Below are 14,877 nucleotides of genomic sequence, written 5' to 3' on the forward strand. Positions count from 1 at the left end.
GGAGACAAGATCATGCAAACGACTTTACGCAAAACCACATTGGCCGCGGCCATCACCGGCGTGCTTCTCTCGGCACCATTTGTTAGCGCTAACGCGCGCGCCGACGAACTGAGCGACATGAAGGCCATGCTGGCGCAGTTGCAGGACCGGGTGGCGCAGATGGAAGCGAAAGCGGCCCAGCCAGCACCAGCAGCGCCAGCAGCAACGATGGCTGCCGCACCGGCAGCGGCGCCCGTGAAACCGGTCACCGGCTTCAACTGGAAACTGTACGGCCGTGGCGACATCGGCTATACAGTTTCGCGCGGCAAGGATGCCAGCGGGCGCCAGCTGACCAACCACCGCCTGAACCAGGGCGAGATGGCCAGCCGCCTGGGCCTCACGGGCGCCTGGGTCTTCAGCGATGAATACAAGGCCATCTTCGGCGTCGAGACGGGCTTGAACCTGTTCAACGGCAATGCGGGCGGCGGCACGCAAAACAACACCACCTCGTCCGTGCTGTTCAACCGCGGTTCCACCGTCGGCTTTGCCTCGACCACCTGGGGTTCGATCGAAGGCGGCACCATGTACATGGCGCCGTTCTGGGTCTCGCTGGGCGCCGACCTGGCCTCGGCGCACAATTACGGCGCCAACGACTTCAGCGCCCTGTTCTCGCTCACGCGTCCCGAATCCCTGGGCCGCTACCTGAAGGATCCCGTCACGGGCAACGCCAGCAAGACGACGAGTTTAGCCGGCAACAACTCGGGCACGGCCTTGTTCTACGGCAATGCGCTGCGCTACCGCAGCCCCACCTGGAACAACATCTCGGCGGAAGTGTCGTATTCGGCCGGCCAGCAGGCGTCTTCCGCCACCGACCTGGAAAACGATGGCCGCAGCTGGGCCGCCAACGTGCTGTACAAAAAGGGCGACCTGTTCCTCGGCTATGCGCACATGGATTACCAGCAGAGCAACGACATCAGCACGGGGGGCACGCCGAACTTCCTCAAGCGCAACCAGGTCACGGACATCGTTGGCGCGCGCTACAAGTGGCACGATTTTACCTTGGGTGGCTCCTACACCTCCTACCGCGTGTCGAACGCGGGCGGCTATGCGGCCGACGCCTTCGGCGTCTCGGGCGCGTATGACCTCGGCAAGCACCGCATCGAGGGCAGCCTGGCGCACATCAGCTATGACGGCGCCAACGCCAAAGGCGCGTTCGGCACCAACACGGGCGATGGCGTAGGCAAGCCCACGTCGACAGCCTACTCGCTGGGCTACCTGTACAACTTCCAGCCGACCCTGTCGTTCTACGCGTATGCCACGCGCATCGCCAACAACAGCCATGCCAAGCTGGGCGTATTGCAGTTCCGGGGGGACAATAACTACTTCGGCTACAGCCCCGTCGAGCTGACCGCCGGCATGTTCCTCGTCTTTTAATTTAGTGCTTATTTGTTGATGCACCGCCGGCCCGCCCCACGCCACCATGCGGGCGGCCGGTTTTCACAGGAGTTGATCGTCATGCAGTACACACTACACCAGGAAAATGACAGCGTCGCCCTGCGCTGCGCCGGCCGCTTGTTGCTGCGCCACGGCGCCGCTGCCCCATGCGTGTTCGTCGGCCAGGGCCGCGAAAGCATGGAAATGTACCGCGGTAACTTCGCCATCGAGGATTACGTCGAGGAGCGCAGCGCCCTGCGCGCGCTGGCCGTCACACAGGACGGCGACGGCGCCACCCTGAGCTTTGCGCGCCATGCGGGCGATTCTCCGCAACTGGTGCTGGCCGTCCAATCACAGCCGCATGGCGTGCACCTGGTGGTGCGCTACGCGGCGCCGGGCTGGAACCGGCTGTGGCTGCGCCTGCCCGCGGAACAGGACGAGCATGTCTGGGGCTGCGGCGAGCAGATGTCGTACTTCGACCTGCGCGGCCGCCATTTCCCCCTGTGGACGTCGGAGCCGGGCGTGGGCCGCGACAAGTCGACGCACCTGACGTGGCAGGCGGACGTGACGTCCAAGTCGGGCGGCGACTACTATCACACGAATTATCCGCAGCCGAGCTTTATCTCCTCGCAGCGCTATTGCCTGCATGCGGAGACGACGGCGTATGCGGACTTCGATTTCCGCCAGCCGGATTTCCACGAGCTGCAATTCTGGGCCATGCCCGAGCGCCTGGAATTCATGCTGGCCGAGACCTTCGTCGACCTGGTCGGCGTCGTCTCGCAGCGCTTCGGCCGCCAGCCACAGCTGCCCGCCTGGCTGCAAAATGGCGCCATGCTGGGCCTGAAAGGCGGCGAAGATCACGCGCGCGCCATCCTCGCGCAGGCGCAGGAGCACGGCTTGCCCGTCAGCGCCCTGTGGTGCGAAGACTGGGTGGGCTTGCGCCAGACCTCGTTCGGCAAGCGCCTGTTCTGGGACTGGCGCTGGCAGCCGCAGCGCTATCCGGACCTGAAAAACTGGATCGCCGACCTGGCCAGACAGGACATCCGCTTCCTCGGCTACGTCAATCCGTATTTGTGCAACGACGGCACCCTGTACCAGGAAGCGCTGCGGCAGGGCTTTCTGGCCACGGCCATGGACGGCGGCGCCTACCTGGTCGACTTCGGCGAATTCGATTGCGGCGTCGTCGACTTCACCAACCCGGCCGCCGCGCAGTGGTTCGAGGAACGCATCCTGCGCCAGGAAATGCTCGACTTCGGCCTGTCCGGCTGGATGGCCGATTTCGGCGAATACCTGCCGATCGACCTGCGCCTGCACAATGGCGTCGATGCGCGCCTGATGCACAACGCCTGGCCGACCCTGTGGGCCGAAGTCAATGCGCGCGCCATCGAAGCAGCCGGCAAGACGGGCGACGCCACCTTCTTCATGCGCGCCGGCTATACGGGCGTGCAGGCGCACTGCCCGCTGCTGTGGGCGGGCGACCAGTCGGTCGACTTCAGCCGCCACGATGGTTTGCAGACGGTGATCTGCGGCGCCCTGTCGTCCGGCCTCCTGGGCAACGCCTACCACCACAGCGATATCGGCGGCTACACGAGCCTGTTCGGCAACCTGCGCACGGCGGAACTGTTCCAGCGCTGGACGGAGATGGCCGTATTCACGTCGATGATGCGCACGCACGAAGGCAACCGTCCCGACGAAAACTTCCAGTTCTACCAGGATGAACAGGTGTTCCGCCACTTCGCCCGCATGACGCGGCTGCACGTGGCGCTGGCGCCGACCATCCGCGCCCTGGCCGAGGATGCCGTGGCGCGCGGCCTGCCGCTGCAACGCCCCCTGTTCCTGCACTATGAGCACGACCGCGCCACCTACGCCATCCAGGACCAGTACCTGTTCGGCCCCGACCTGCTGGTGGCGCCCGTGCATGCGGCGGGTGCTGCGCGCTGGAGCGCCTACCTGCCGCAGGGCGACGCCTGGATCCACCTGTGGAGCGGCGCCGCCTTCGAAGGCGGCCAGCGCGTGGAAGTCGATGCGCCTTTGGGCCAGCCGCCTGTGTTCGTGCGGCGCGACTGCGCGCAGCAGGACTTCTTCCTGTCGCTGGCGAAATGAGCCTGGCATGAGCGTGGCGTCGCATCTGCTGTTCCTGGCCTGCGTGGCGCTGGCCAGTTACGCGCAGAACTTGACGGGCTTTGCCTTCGGCCTGATCCTGCTGGGCCTGACGGCCGTGCTGCACCTGGCCAGCCTGGGCGATGTCGCCAACGTGGTCAGCGTGCTGGTGCTGGTGAATGCCGCCATCACGTTTGGCCGCACGCGCCCGCAGCTGGCCTGGCCCGTATTCGGCCCTGCCCTGGCCGTCAGCCAGCTGGGCGTGGGCGCGGGCGTGGCCCTGCTGGGCTGGTTCAGCGCGCAGCAAGTGACCCTGCTGCGCTTCCTGCTCGGTTGCGCCATCGTCGTCTGCGCGTGCATGCTGGTGCTGCGCGCCAGCGCGCGTGCGCGGCAATCCGGCCTGCCCGCCTTCCTGTTCTTCGGCGGCGTGTCCGGCGTGATGGGCGGCCTGTTCGCCAGCGCCGGCCCGCCCATGGTGTACCACCTGTACCGCCAGCCATGGCCGGCCGACATGATCCGCCATTCGCTGATCGTGCTGTTCGCCGCGAATGCCGTGCTGCGCCTGGCCCTCGTGCTGGCGCATGGCGAGTTCAGCATGACGGCCCTGTGGCTGACCCTCGAGGCCTTGCCGCTGGTGACGGGGCTGACCTGGCTGGCGCGCCGCCACCCTTCGCGCCTGCCCATCGAGCACGTGCGCCGCGCCGTCTTCGTGCTGCTGCTGGTCGCCGGCCTGGCCCTGGTGCTGCCGCCCGTGCTGTCGCTGCTTGCCTGAGGCGGCGCCTTTTTTCCTTTTACTTTTACAAGACGAACCTTCCATGTCCGCTTCCCGCTTTTCCTCCCTGCCCGCCGACTGCGACCTGCTGGTCGTCGGCGGCGGCATCAATGGCGCCGGCATCGCGCGCGACGCGGCCGGCCGCGGCTTGCGCGTGGTGCTGTGCGAACAGCACGACCTGGCGCAGCACACCTCGTCCGCATCCACCAAGCTGATACACGGCGGCCTGCGCTACCTCGAATACTATGAATTCAAGCTGGTGCGCAAGGCGCTGCAGGAACGCGAAGTGCTGCTGCGCGCCGCGCCGCACATCATGTGGCCGATGCGCTTCGTCATGCCGCACGACGCCGCCCAGCGCCCCGCCTGGATGATACGCGCGGGCCTGTTCCTGTACGACCACCTGGCCAAGCGGGCCTTTCTGCCCGCCTCGCAAGGCATCGCGCTGGACAAGCACGCGGCGGGCGCTCCGCTGAAGGCCGGCTACCGCAAGGGCTTCGTGTATTCCGACGGCTGGGTCGACGATGCGCGCCTGGTGGTGCTCAACGCGCTCGACGCGCAGGAGCACGGCGCGCACATCCTCACGCGCACGGCCTGCATCGATGCGCGCCGCGATGGCGGCACCTGGCACGCCACCCTGCAAGCCGAGGATGGCCAGCGCAAGACCTTGCGTGCACGCGCCATCGTCAACGCGGCGGGACCGTGGACGGCGCAATTTGCCGGTGCGGCCGGCGGCGGCAAGACGCAGGGACTGCGCCTGATCAAGGGCAGCCACATCATCGTGCCGCGCCTGTTCGAGCATCCGAACGCCTATATCTTCCAGAACCCGGACCAGCGCATCATCTTCGCCATTCCCTACCAGGACGACTTTACCCTGATCGGCACCACGGACGAGGAATACAAAGGCGAAGTCAGCCAGGTGAAGATCAGCCAGGCGGAGATCGATTACCTGTGCCAGGCGGCGAACCGCTATTTCAAGCGCGAGATCGGCCCCGCCGACGTCGTGTGGACGTATTCGGGCGTGCGCCCCCTGCTCGACGACAGCGCGCAGAACGCGTCGGCTGTCACGCGCGACTACCTGCTGGAAGTGGCGCGCGGCGACGCGGCGACGGGCGCGCCCCTGCTCAATATCTGGGGCGGCAAGATCACTACCTACCGCAAGCTGGCCGAGGAAGCATTGGGCTTGCTTGCGCCCCTGCTGGAGAATGGCGCCCCGGCGTGGACGGCGCAAGCGCCCCTGCCCGGCGGCGACCTGCAGCAGGAGAATCGACTCGTGGACAGCCATGATTTCGACGGTTTCCTCGCCCGCTTCCAGCGCGACCACGCCTGGCTGCCGCCCGCGCTGGCGCGCCGCTATGCGCGCGCGTACGGCAGCCGCGCCACGCGCCTGCTGACGGGCGCCGCTTCGATGGCCGACCTGGGCGCGCAGCTGGCGCCCGGCCTGTACGAGGCCGAGGCGTGCTATCTGATCGAAGTGGAATGGGCCAGAAGCAGCGACGACATCCTGTGGCGGCGCAGTAAACTGGGTTTGCGCTGCGCGCCGGCCGACGTGGCCCGCCTGCAGCAGTGGCTGACGGCCCATCTGGCGCAAGAGGTGGCGGCATGACGTATTTGCTGGCCCTCGACCAGGGCACGTCCAGTTCGCGCAGCATGGTGTTCGATGAAATGGGCGCCATCGTCGCCGTGGCGCAGCGCGAATTTCGCCAGCTCTTCCCGCAACCGGGCTGGATCGAACACGACCCGATGGAAATCTGGCACAGCCAACTGGCGACCTGCCGCGAAGTACTGACCAAGACAGGCCTGAAGGCAGATGCCCTCGGCGCGCTGGGCATCACCAACCAGCGCGAGACGACGGTGGTGTGGGACCGCGCCACGGGCGAACCCGTCTACAACGCCATCGTCTGGCAAGACCGCCGCACGGAAGCGCTGTGCGAGGACTTGCGCGCGCGGGGCCTGGCCGGCGCCATCCACGCGAAAACGGGCCTGGTGCTCGACCCGTATTTTTCCGGCACCAAGCTGCGCTGGATACTCGACGCCGTGCCAGGCGCCCGCGCGCGGGCCATGCGCGGCGAACTGGCCTTCGGCACCATCGACACATGGCTGGCATGGAAGATGACGGGCGGCCGCCTGCACGTGAGCGACGTCACCAACGCTTCGCGCACCATGCTGTGGAACCTGCATGAAGGCTGCTGGGATGCCCAGCTGCTCGACTGGCTGGGCATTCCCGCCAGCCTGCTGCCGTCCGTCCATCCATCGAGCCACGTATATGGCGAAACGGATGCGCAAGTGCTGGGCAGCCCCGTCATCATCGGCGGCATCGCGGGCGACCAGCAGGCGGCGCTGTTCGGCCAGACCTGTTTCACGCCGGGCATGGCCAAGAATACCTATGGCACGGGCTGCTTCTTGCTGCTCAACACGGGCGAGCAGTGCGCGCAATCGCAGCATGGCTTGATCAGCACGGCCGCCTGCCAGGTGGGCACGCAGCCCGCGTATGCGCTCGAAGGCAGCGTCTTCATCGGCGGCGCCGTGGTGCAGTGGCTGCGTGACGGCCTGGGCGCCATCGGCCACGCGGGCGAAGCGGAAGGCCTGGCCGCCTCCGTGCCCGATTCGGGCGGCGTGGTCTTCGTGCCCTCGTTTACAGGCCTGGGTGCGCCGTACTGGGTGCCATCGGCCAAGGGCGCCATCCTGGGCCTGAGCCGGGGCAGCACGGTGGGCCACATCGCCCGCGCGGCGCTCGAAGCGATCGCCTTCCAGAGCGCCGCCCTGCTGGATGCCATGACGCGCGACGCGCAAGCGCCCATCACCGAGCTGCGCGTGGACGGCGGCGCCTGCGCCAACAACCTGCTGCTGCAATTCCAGGCCGACCTGCTGGGCATCCCCGTGGTGCGCCCGCAAGTGATTGAAACGACCGCCCTGGGCGCGGCCTATCTGGCGGGCCTGGCCATCGGCCAGTACCGTGGCGTGGAAGAGCTGGCGTCGCACTGGCGCGCCGACAGGACGTTTTTGCCCACCATCGGCCGCGACCAGGCAGCCAGTCTGATGCAGCAGTGGGAGGTGGCGGTACGGCGGTTTGCGGGAAATGGGGAGGGATAGCCAATATAACAGGCAAAAAAAAGCCCGCTGCGGGAGCGGGCTGAATCTATTTCCTTGGAGGAAGATAGAGGAGACAGATGAATGATGCCGCGTTGCAGCATATAAAACCACTTTATATTCGTGATGTCAGAAATACGCAACGGTGATATTAAGGGCAACGAAGAATTCCATGCGGCAACTTTTATGCTGCCGCTTCCGTTTTCCCGTCGCCAGAACGCAACATATTCTTGATGCCTCGCAACGCTTGCCGTACCCTCGCCTCGTTTTCGATCAGGGCGAAGCGCACGTATTCGTCGCCGTATTCGCCGAAGCCGATGCCGGGCGACACGCTGACCTTGGCTTTTTGCAGCAGCAGCTTGGCGAACTCCAGCGATCCCAGGTGGCGGTACGCTTGCGGGATATGCGCCCAGATATACATCGAGGCCTTCGGTTTTTCCACCATCCAGCCCGCTTCATGCAAGCCTTTCACCAGCACGTCGCGGCGGCGCTGGTACTGGGCGCAGATTTCCGTCACGCAGCTCTGGTCGCCTTCCAGCGCGGCAATCGCCGCCACCTGCACGGGCGTGAAACTGCCATAGTCGTGGTAGCTCTTGATGCGCGCCAAAGCCGCCACCAGTTCCGCATTGCCCACCATGAAACCGATGCGCCAGCCCGCCATGTTGTAGCTTTTCGACATGGTGAAAAATTCCACGGCCACGTCGCGCGCGCCGGGCACCTGCATGATGGACGGCGCCTTCCAGCCATCGAAAGTGATGTCGGCATACGCCAGGTCATGCACCACCAGAATATTGTGCTGTTTCGCCAGCGCGACGACCCGTTCAAAGAATTCCAGCTCCACGCATTGCGCCGTCGGGTTGGACGGGAAGCCCAACACCATCATCTTCGGCTTCGGGTAGCTTTCGCGGATCGCCCGTTCCAGCTCGGCAAAAAAATCCACGCCCGGCCCCATGCGCACGGAGCGGATGTCGGCGCCCGCGATGACGGCGCCCCAGATGTGGATCGGATAGCTGGGATTGGGCACCAGCACCGTGTCGCCACGGTCGAGCGTCGCCAGCATCAGGTGCGCCAGGCCCTCTTTCGAGCCGATGGTGACGATGGCTTCGCTGTCCGGGTCGATGTCGACCTCGTAGCGCTTCTTGTACCAGTGTGCAATGGCGCGGCGCAAACGGGGAATACCTTTTGATGCGGAATAGCCGTGCGTGTCGGGGCGTTTCACCGTCTCGACCAGCTTGTCCACGATGTGGGCCGGCGTGGCGCCATCGGGATTGCCCATCGACATGTCGATGATGTCCTCGCCACGGCGGCGCGCGGCCATCTTGAGTTCGGCGGTGATATTGAAAACGTAGGGGGGAAGGCGATTGATGCGCGAAAAGCTGCGCGGAGCTTGGCTGTCGGTCATGGTTATCTCTGTACGTAAGCGCCCGGATCCGTCCGAGCGACGTTGGCGCAGTGGCTGCACCTGCAACGATACTAACCCGAGCTTGCGCAAACTGGCAAGGGCGATTCGGACGCGCTACAATACGCGCTGATCGAAAATGAGCGCACCGGTTGGTAACCCGGTAAGTGCCTGGCCCCGTCCAGCATGCTCCCGCCCACGCGGACCCACGGCGCTGACCCTTGGCTGTTACACCAGCCGGGGAGGTGTTCTGGTTCGTGCATCTTTCCGCCGCGCCATCCCTCCCCTGCTTTCTATTTTAGGAATGAGACGGATGGCAACACACGACACCGCAGTAACTGGCTTGACCCTGGACCGGACCGGCATCGAGCAGCAACTGGCCCTGCCCGTGCGCCACTTCATCGATTGCGCGTTCGACGGCGAAGACTTGTCGCGCCTCGATTTGCAAGGCTGCACCTTCGAGCGCTGCACCTTTGCCGACACCAACTTGTTCGCCAGCAAGCTGGCGCGCAGCACCTGGCGCCGCTGCCGCGCGGGCAGCGCCGATTTCGAATCCGTCGACGCCGTCGACGCCAGCTTCGAAGGCTGCGACCTGAACAACACGAAATGGCGGCGCGCCAAGCTCGCCTCGGCCACCTACCGCGGCTGCAAGCTGACGGGCGCCTCGTTCGAGGAAGTGGCCCACCTGGGCCTCACCTTCGAAGACAGCCTGCTGGTGGGCGCCGATTTACGCGGCTTTTCGTTCCGCAAGGCGATACTCAAACAGCTGGATTTTTCCGACGCCTACCTGGCCGGCTGCGATTTCCGCGACGCCGTCTTCGAAGGCGGCAGCCTGCGCAACGCCACCATCAAGCTGGCGAAGTTCCAGGGCGCGGACTTGCGCGGCGCCGATATCGACGGTTTCAAATTGAACGAAGCGGCGCTGCTGAAGGGCGCCGTCATCACGCATGCGCAGGCGGCGAACTTCATGCGCGCGCTCGATCTGGTGGTGATTTGATCTGAACAGGCAAAAAAAAGCCCGCTGCGGGAGCGGGCTGAATCTATTTCCTTGGAGGAGATAGAGGAGACAAGTGCATCTTGCGGCATCGCGGCATATCACGCCACTTTATCTTCATGATGATAGAAATACCTGTCAGTGATAATGAGGCGCCATCAGGGTTTCACGCCGTGCGGCGTGTGGCTTGCGGCAGAAATTCTCCCAGCCACACCAGCAGGGCCAGGCCCGGAAACGCCATGCCTGTCAGCAAGGTCGCTTGCCAGCCATAGCTGGCGTACACCCAGGCACCGATGGCCGAGCCGGCCGCGCCACCGGCAAAGAACAGCGCGAAATACAGGCCGTTCAGGCGACCCCGCACTTCCGCGCCCAGGCTGAAGATGGCGCGCTGTCCCAGCACCAGGTTGGCCGCCACGCCCATGTCGAGCACGATGGAAGCGACGACCAGCAGCCCCAGCGCCACATGTTTTGACTCCGGCGCCAGCATCGGCAAGGCAAAGGCGACGATGCCCAGCGCCAGCGCAGCGGCCGTGGCCGGCAAGGTGTGGCCCGCATCGGCCAGACGGCCGGCGATGGGCGAGGCAACGGCGCCAGCCATGCCCACCAGGGCAAAGATGGCGATACCCGTTTGCGACATGCCGAACGCGGGGCTGGACAGCACCAGCGGCGTGACGGTCCAGAACAGGCTGAAGGCGCCAAACAGGCCAGCGTGATAGGCGGCGCGGCGGCGCAGCACGGGCGTGCCCAGCAGCAAATGCCACAAGGACGCCATCAAGGCCGGATAGCGCATGTTCGACACGGGCTGGCGCACGGGCAAGGCGCGGCGCAGCACGAGCGCCAGCAGCACCATCAGCACGGCGGCGCCGCCAAACACCACATGCCAGCTGGCATGGGCCGCCACCAGCGAGGCCACGGGACGGGCCAGCATAATGCCCAGCAACAAGCCGCTGACCACCTTGCCCACCGTCTGCCCACGCGTCGCTTCCTGCGACAGGTGGGCGGCAAACGGCACGATCACTTGCGCCGCCACGGAACCGAGGCCGATGGCCAGCGCGGCAGCGAGAAACACGATGGCGCCCGTGGAGAGGGCCGCCACGACCAGGGCCGTGGCCGTCACCAGCAAGGCAGTGATGATCAGGCGGCGGTTTTCCAGCAAGTCGCCCAGGGGCACGACAAACAGCAGGCCCAGGGTATAGCCCACTTGCGTCAGGGTAACGATCAGCCCGGCCGCCTTGGCCGACAGGCCAGTCGAAGCGCTGATCGGCCCGACGAGGGTTTGTGCGTAATACAGATTGGCGACGATCAGGCCGGAAGCGATGGCCAGCAGCAGCACCATGGCGGGCGCAATGTCGTGGGGAGCGGAAGGTGAGGCCTTGTTCATGTTGTTTCCTCGGTTCGATAGGGATGTCGCTATTTTATGCAAAGCCGGGGCAAAGATAGTTAGGGCATAATCGCCCTACACTTTTCACATAATATGAACAATGAAAGCTATCCCATGGACAAGATCAAGGCCATGCAGACCTTCGTGCGCATCGTCGAAGCCAACAGCTTTTCCAAGGCAGCCGAGACACTGAATTTGCCGCGCGCCGCGCTGACGGCCACCCTGCAAAAGCTGGAAGCCTACCTGGGCACGCAATTGCTGCAGCGCACCACGCGCCGTTTGTCCCTCACGCCGGAAGGGGCCGAGTACTTTCACCATTGCCTCGATATCCTGAAAGCCGTCGACACGGCGGAACTGGCCTTCCGTGGCCCTGACGCGAAAAAACCGCGCGGTTTGCTGCGCATCAACCTGCCCAATACGGTGGGCCGGCGCCTGATCATTCCCCATATCGCGCAATTCCACGCCGCCTGGCCAGACGTGCAATTGCAGCTGAGCCTGACAGACCGCCTGGTCGACCTGACGCAGGAAGGCATCGATTGCGCCTTGCGCGTGGGTACCTTGCAAGATTCCGCCTTCATCGGCAAGCAGGTCGGCCTGATGCGCTTCGTCACCTGCGCGTCCCCTGCTTACCTGGCGCGGCACGGCACGCCGCACACCCTGGCCGACCTGGCCGCGCACCGGGGCATCATGCATTACTCGGGCCGCACGGGGCGCGCCTTCGATTGGGATTTTCTTCAAGGCAAGGAGGTCGTGCGCGTACAGATGGCCGGCCCCATCGCCGTCAACGACGCGGACGCCAGCGTCGACTGCGCCCTGCAAGGGCTGGGCCTGGCGCAGGCGGCCGTGTACCAGGTGCGCGCGCATCTCGACAGCGGCGCCCTGGTGGCCGTGCTGCCCGGCTGTTCGCCGACGCCGATGCCCATGTCCCTGTTGACGCCGCAAGGCCGATTGGCCACGCCCAAGCTGCAGGCGTTTGCCAGCTGGATCACGGCCCTGCTGGCTGCCCAGCCCGACGTGCAACTGCCCACGCACAAAATCTGAGACAAAAAAAAGCCCGCTACAAAGAGCGGGCTGAATCTATTTTCTTGGAGGAGAATAGAGGAGACAAGTGAATTATGCTGCATCGCGGCATATCAATCCAATTGATTGTTGGAATGATAGAAATACACCAGACAGATAACTGATGGCGAAAAAAAACCGGCTCCGCAAGGAACCGGTTTTTTACTGCGTGAAAAGCCTTACTTCGCCGCCGTCACCGGTGTTGCCTTGGTATCCGCGCCATACGGCAAGACCTTGGACGCCAGACGGGTATCGGCCTTGATCAGCGCCACTTCGTCGGCCAGGATGCGCGCCGCTTCGTTCAGCAGCACGTCCTTGGCGCTCTTCGCGGCCGTTTCAGCGTCCAGTTCGGCGCTCAGGGCCCGCTCGTCGCCCTGCAAGCCGTCGTCGGTGCGCAAGGCGCCTTTCACGGCGGCAATCTGCTTGGCCGTCTTGTTGGCCGCTTTCGCGCCCTTCAGCACGTCTTTCGGATCGGGAATGACCACCAGGTCGTCGGCAGGATTCGAAATCTGCGCGATCAGGCGTTTTTCACGGGCCTTGGCGCGCGCTTCCTGGGCATCGCGCTCCTTGCGACGCACGGTTTCATTGAGCGAAATCTGGTTTTCCTTGCGCTGCTTGACGACGAGGGCGATGTCATCGAGCAAATACTGGAAATCCTTGTCCTTGGCCACGCGCGCATCATGCTTCTTGTCCAGCAGGGGCACGATGTCCTTCAGGTCGCCCGTCGGCATGTAGGGCGCCGGCTTGATGGCTACCCATGGCAGGGCATTGTCATAGCTCGATTCGCCGAAGTTTTCCGCGTCCGACATGGCTGGCAGCTTGATGTCAGGCGTGACGCCGCGCAACTGCGTGGTGCCGCCATTGATGCGGAAGAACTGGGCGATGGTCATTTTCAGCTCGCCGAAACGGGCTTTCTCGCTGCCGCCGAAACGGTCGAGGTTGAACAAGGTCTGCACCGTGCCCTTGCCGAAGCTGCCTTCGCCGATGATCACGCCACGGCCGTAGTCCTGCACGGCGGCGGCGAAAATTTCGGAAGCGGATGCCGAGCCGCGGTTGATCAGCACGCCCATCGGGCCATCCCAGGCCAGGCCGGCATTCGTATCGCTTTCCACCTCGACCTTGCCTTCGGCATTGCGCTGCATCACGACAGGGCCCTTGTCGATGAACAGGCCCGTCAGTTCGACGGCTTCATTCAGCGATCCGCCGCCATTGTTGCGCAAGTCGATCAGGACGTTGTCGACCTTGTCTTTCTTCAACTCGGCCAGCAAGCGGCTGACGTCGCGCGTGGCGCTTTTGAAGTCCTTGTCGCCGCGGCGGCGCGCTTCAAAGTCCTGGTAGAACGTCGGCAGGGAAATGACGCCGATGCGGCGCTTGACGCCGTTCTCGCGCACCTCGATGATCGATTTCTTCGCCGCCTGCTCTTCCATGCTGATTTTCTTGCGCACCAGCGGCAAGACCACGTGCTTGGCGTCCGGGCCGGCGTCGGCCGGCAGGATGTCGAGGCGCACCACGGAATCCTTGGCGCCGCGGATCAGTTGCACCACGTCGTCGATGCGCATGCCCAGCACTTCGGTGATGGGGCCGCTTTCGCCCTGCCCCACGCCGACGATGCGGTCACCCACTTTCAGCTTGCCCGACAAGCCGGCCGGGCTGCCCGGCACGACTTCGCGCACCACCGTGTACTCATCGCGCGTCTGCAGCACGGCGCCGATGCCTTCGAGCGACAGCCGCATGGCGATGTCGAAGTTGTCCGAAGCGCGCGGACCCAGGTAATTGGTATGCGGTTCGATCGACATGGCGTAGGAGTTCATGAAGATCTGGAACACGTCTTCGCTGTTGAGCTTGCGCGCACGGGTGGTGTAGCTCTCATAGCGCTTGTCCAGCGTCTCGCGGATGGCCTTGTCTTCCTTGCCCGCCAGTTTCAGGCGCAGCCAGTCGTTCTTGACGCGCTTGCGCCACAGGTCCCGCACTTCCTCGTCGTTCTTCGGCCAGGCAGCCTTTTCACGGTCGAGCTGGTAGCTCTCATCGGCCGTAAAGTCGAACTTGGTTTTCAGCAATTCACGCGCATACGCCATGCGCTCGTCGAAACGCTGCTGGTACAGGTTATAGATGGCAAACGGCGCCGTCAGGTCTTCATTGATGATGGCGTCATCGAGCTTGGTGCGCAAGGGCGCGAAACGGTCGATGTCGGCCTGCACGAAAAACAGCTTTTCCGCGTCCAGGGACTTGAAATAGCGGTCGAAGATCTTCTCCGACATGGCGTCGTCGAGCGGCATGGCCTTGTAATGGACGCGCGTCAATACGCGCGATGCCCACAAGGCGGCCTGCGTTTGCTGGGCCAGCGGCTTCATGGGTAGCGGAGGAGCGGCGCTCTTGTCCGTCTGGGCTGCGCCAGCATGGGCTGACAGGGCAAGCACCAGGGTGACCAGCATCATTTGCTTCTTCATCGGCTTCTCCGAAAATTAGTTGAATCAATTCCAGGCGGCGCAGCCATGCATGCGCCAGCCAGCAAGACAGTAAGGGGAATACACGACTGGTCTGCATATTATTCTACAGGATACGGCCTGGCAGTCTCCCATGGAATATCAGTTTCTTCCTGGAAGCTTAAACGCGAATTAAAGGCGGCGTCTCATTCATTACAAAGTGAAACATTCGTGAGAAAAATTACATCG

General features: G+C 64.3%; 10 protein-coding genes. 7 read left to right on the top strand and 3 right to left on the bottom strand.

What is annotated here, in order from left to right; all coding sequences use genetic code 11:
• Positions 1–12 precede the first annotated feature (12 nt).
• The 5 genes from BLT98_RS04445 to glpK all read left to right on the top strand — a co-directional run bounded on the left by BLT98_RS04445 (position 13) and on the right by glpK (position 7,375).
• The gene (locus tag BLT98_RS04445) at positions 13–1,413 is read left to right on the top strand and encodes a porin (protein ID WP_092605536.1); all 1,401 of its coding nucleotides are present in this window, start codon (positions 13–15) and stop codon (positions 1,411–1,413) included.
• Between the two features lie 81 nt (positions 1,414–1,494).
• Positions 1,495–3,516, top strand: coding sequence for an alpha-glucosidase (locus BLT98_RS04450; protein WP_092606902.1), 2,022 nt, complete (start codon positions 1,495–1,497; stop codon positions 3,514–3,516).
• Positions 3,517–3,523: 7 nt separating this feature from the next.
• Positions 3,524–4,285, top strand: a complete 762-nt coding sequence (locus tag BLT98_RS04455) for a TSUP family transporter (RefSeq protein ID WP_092605538.1) — start codon at positions 3,524–3,526, stop codon at positions 4,283–4,285.
• 43 nt (positions 4,286–4,328) lie between these two features.
• Positions 4,329–5,888 (top strand): glycerol-3-phosphate dehydrogenase, encoded by a 1,560-nt coding sequence (gene glpD, locus BLT98_RS04460; protein ID WP_092605540.1) that lies wholly within the window; start codon positions 4,329–4,331, stop codon positions 5,886–5,888.
• Positions 5,885–7,375, top strand: coding sequence for a glycerol kinase GlpK (gene glpK, locus BLT98_RS04465; RefSeq protein ID WP_092605542.1), 1,491 nt, complete (start codon positions 5,885–5,887; stop codon positions 7,373–7,375). Before glpD ends, glpK begins: the two co-directional genes overlap by 4 nt.
• A gap of 181 nt (positions 7,376–7,556) precedes the next feature.
• On the opposite strand, the gene alaC is transcribed toward glpK, so the two are convergent.
• Positions 7,557–8,774 carry an alanine transaminase gene (gene alaC, locus BLT98_RS04470; protein WP_034778578.1) on the bottom strand — a complete coding sequence of 406 codons (1,218 nt, stop codon included), beginning with the start codon at positions 8,772–8,774 and terminating at the stop codon, positions 7,557–7,559.
• 310 nt (positions 8,775–9,084) lie between these two features.
• Between alaC and BLT98_RS04475 the strand changes: the two genes are divergently transcribed.
• Positions 9,085–9,768 carry a pentapeptide repeat-containing protein gene (locus BLT98_RS04475; RefSeq protein ID WP_244517383.1) on the top strand — a complete coding sequence of 228 codons (684 nt, stop codon included), beginning with the start codon at positions 9,085–9,087 and terminating at the stop codon, positions 9,766–9,768.
• 163 nt (positions 9,769–9,931) lie between these two features.
• Here the strand turns inward: BLT98_RS04475 and BLT98_RS04480 are convergent, their stop codons facing one another.
• Positions 9,932–11,146 carry an MFS transporter gene (locus BLT98_RS04480; RefSeq protein WP_092605546.1) on the bottom strand — a complete coding sequence of 405 codons (1,215 nt, stop codon included), beginning with the start codon at positions 11,144–11,146 and terminating at the stop codon, positions 9,932–9,934.
• A gap of 114 nt (positions 11,147–11,260) precedes the next feature.
• Between BLT98_RS04480 and BLT98_RS04485 the strand changes: the two genes are divergently transcribed.
• Entirely contained in the window at positions 11,261–12,187 is a 927-nt protein-coding gene (locus BLT98_RS04485) for a LysR family transcriptional regulator (protein WP_092605548.1), read from the top strand.
• A gap of 197 nt (positions 12,188–12,384) precedes the next feature.
• On the opposite strand, the gene BLT98_RS04490 is transcribed toward BLT98_RS04485, so the two are convergent.
• Positions 12,385–14,652, bottom strand: a complete 2,268-nt coding sequence (locus BLT98_RS04490) for a carboxy terminal-processing peptidase (RefSeq protein WP_092605550.1) — start codon at positions 14,650–14,652, stop codon at positions 12,385–12,387.
• Positions 14,653–14,877: the final 225 nt, after the last annotated feature.

The sequence above is a fragment of the Janthinobacterium sp. YR213 genome (genome assembly GCF_900099875.1).
GTDB classification, from domain to species: domain Bacteria; phylum Pseudomonadota; class Gammaproteobacteria; order Burkholderiales; family Burkholderiaceae_D; genus Janthinobacterium; species Janthinobacterium lividum.

Excerpts from the sequence above, each read along its gene's own strand:
- BLT98_RS04485 (WP_092605548.1), top strand. The coding sequence starts at position 11,261 with ATGGACAAGATCAAGGCCATGCAGACCTTCGTGCGCATCGTCGAAGCC.
- alaC (WP_034778578.1), bottom strand. The coding sequence starts at position 8,774 with ATGACCGACAGCCAAGCTCCGCGCAGCTTTTCGCGCATCAATCGCCTT.
- BLT98_RS04475 (WP_244517383.1), top strand. The coding sequence starts at position 9,085 with ATGGCAACACACGACACCGCAGTAACTGGCTTGACCCTGGACCGGACC.
- glpD (WP_092605540.1), top strand. The coding sequence starts at position 4,329 with ATGTCCGCTTCCCGCTTTTCCTCCCTGCCCGCCGACTGCGACCTGCTG.
- BLT98_RS04490 (WP_092605550.1), bottom strand. The coding sequence starts at position 14,652 with ATGAAGAAGCAAATGATGCTGGTCACCCTGGTGCTTGCCCTGTCAGCC.
- BLT98_RS04455 (WP_092605538.1), top strand. The coding sequence starts at position 3,524 with ATGAGCGTGGCGTCGCATCTGCTGTTCCTGGCCTGCGTGGCGCTGGCC.
- BLT98_RS04445 (WP_092605536.1), top strand. The coding sequence starts at position 13 with ATGCAAACGACTTTACGCAAAACCACATTGGCCGCGGCCATCACCGGC.
- BLT98_RS04480 (WP_092605546.1), bottom strand. The coding sequence starts at position 11,146 with ATGAACAAGGCCTCACCTTCCGCTCCCCACGACATTGCGCCCGCCATG.
- BLT98_RS04450 (WP_092606902.1), top strand. The coding sequence starts at position 1,495 with ATGCAGTACACACTACACCAGGAAAATGACAGCGTCGCCCTGCGCTGC.
- glpK (WP_092605542.1), top strand. The coding sequence starts at position 5,885 with ATGACGTATTTGCTGGCCCTCGACCAGGGCACGTCCAGTTCGCGCAGC.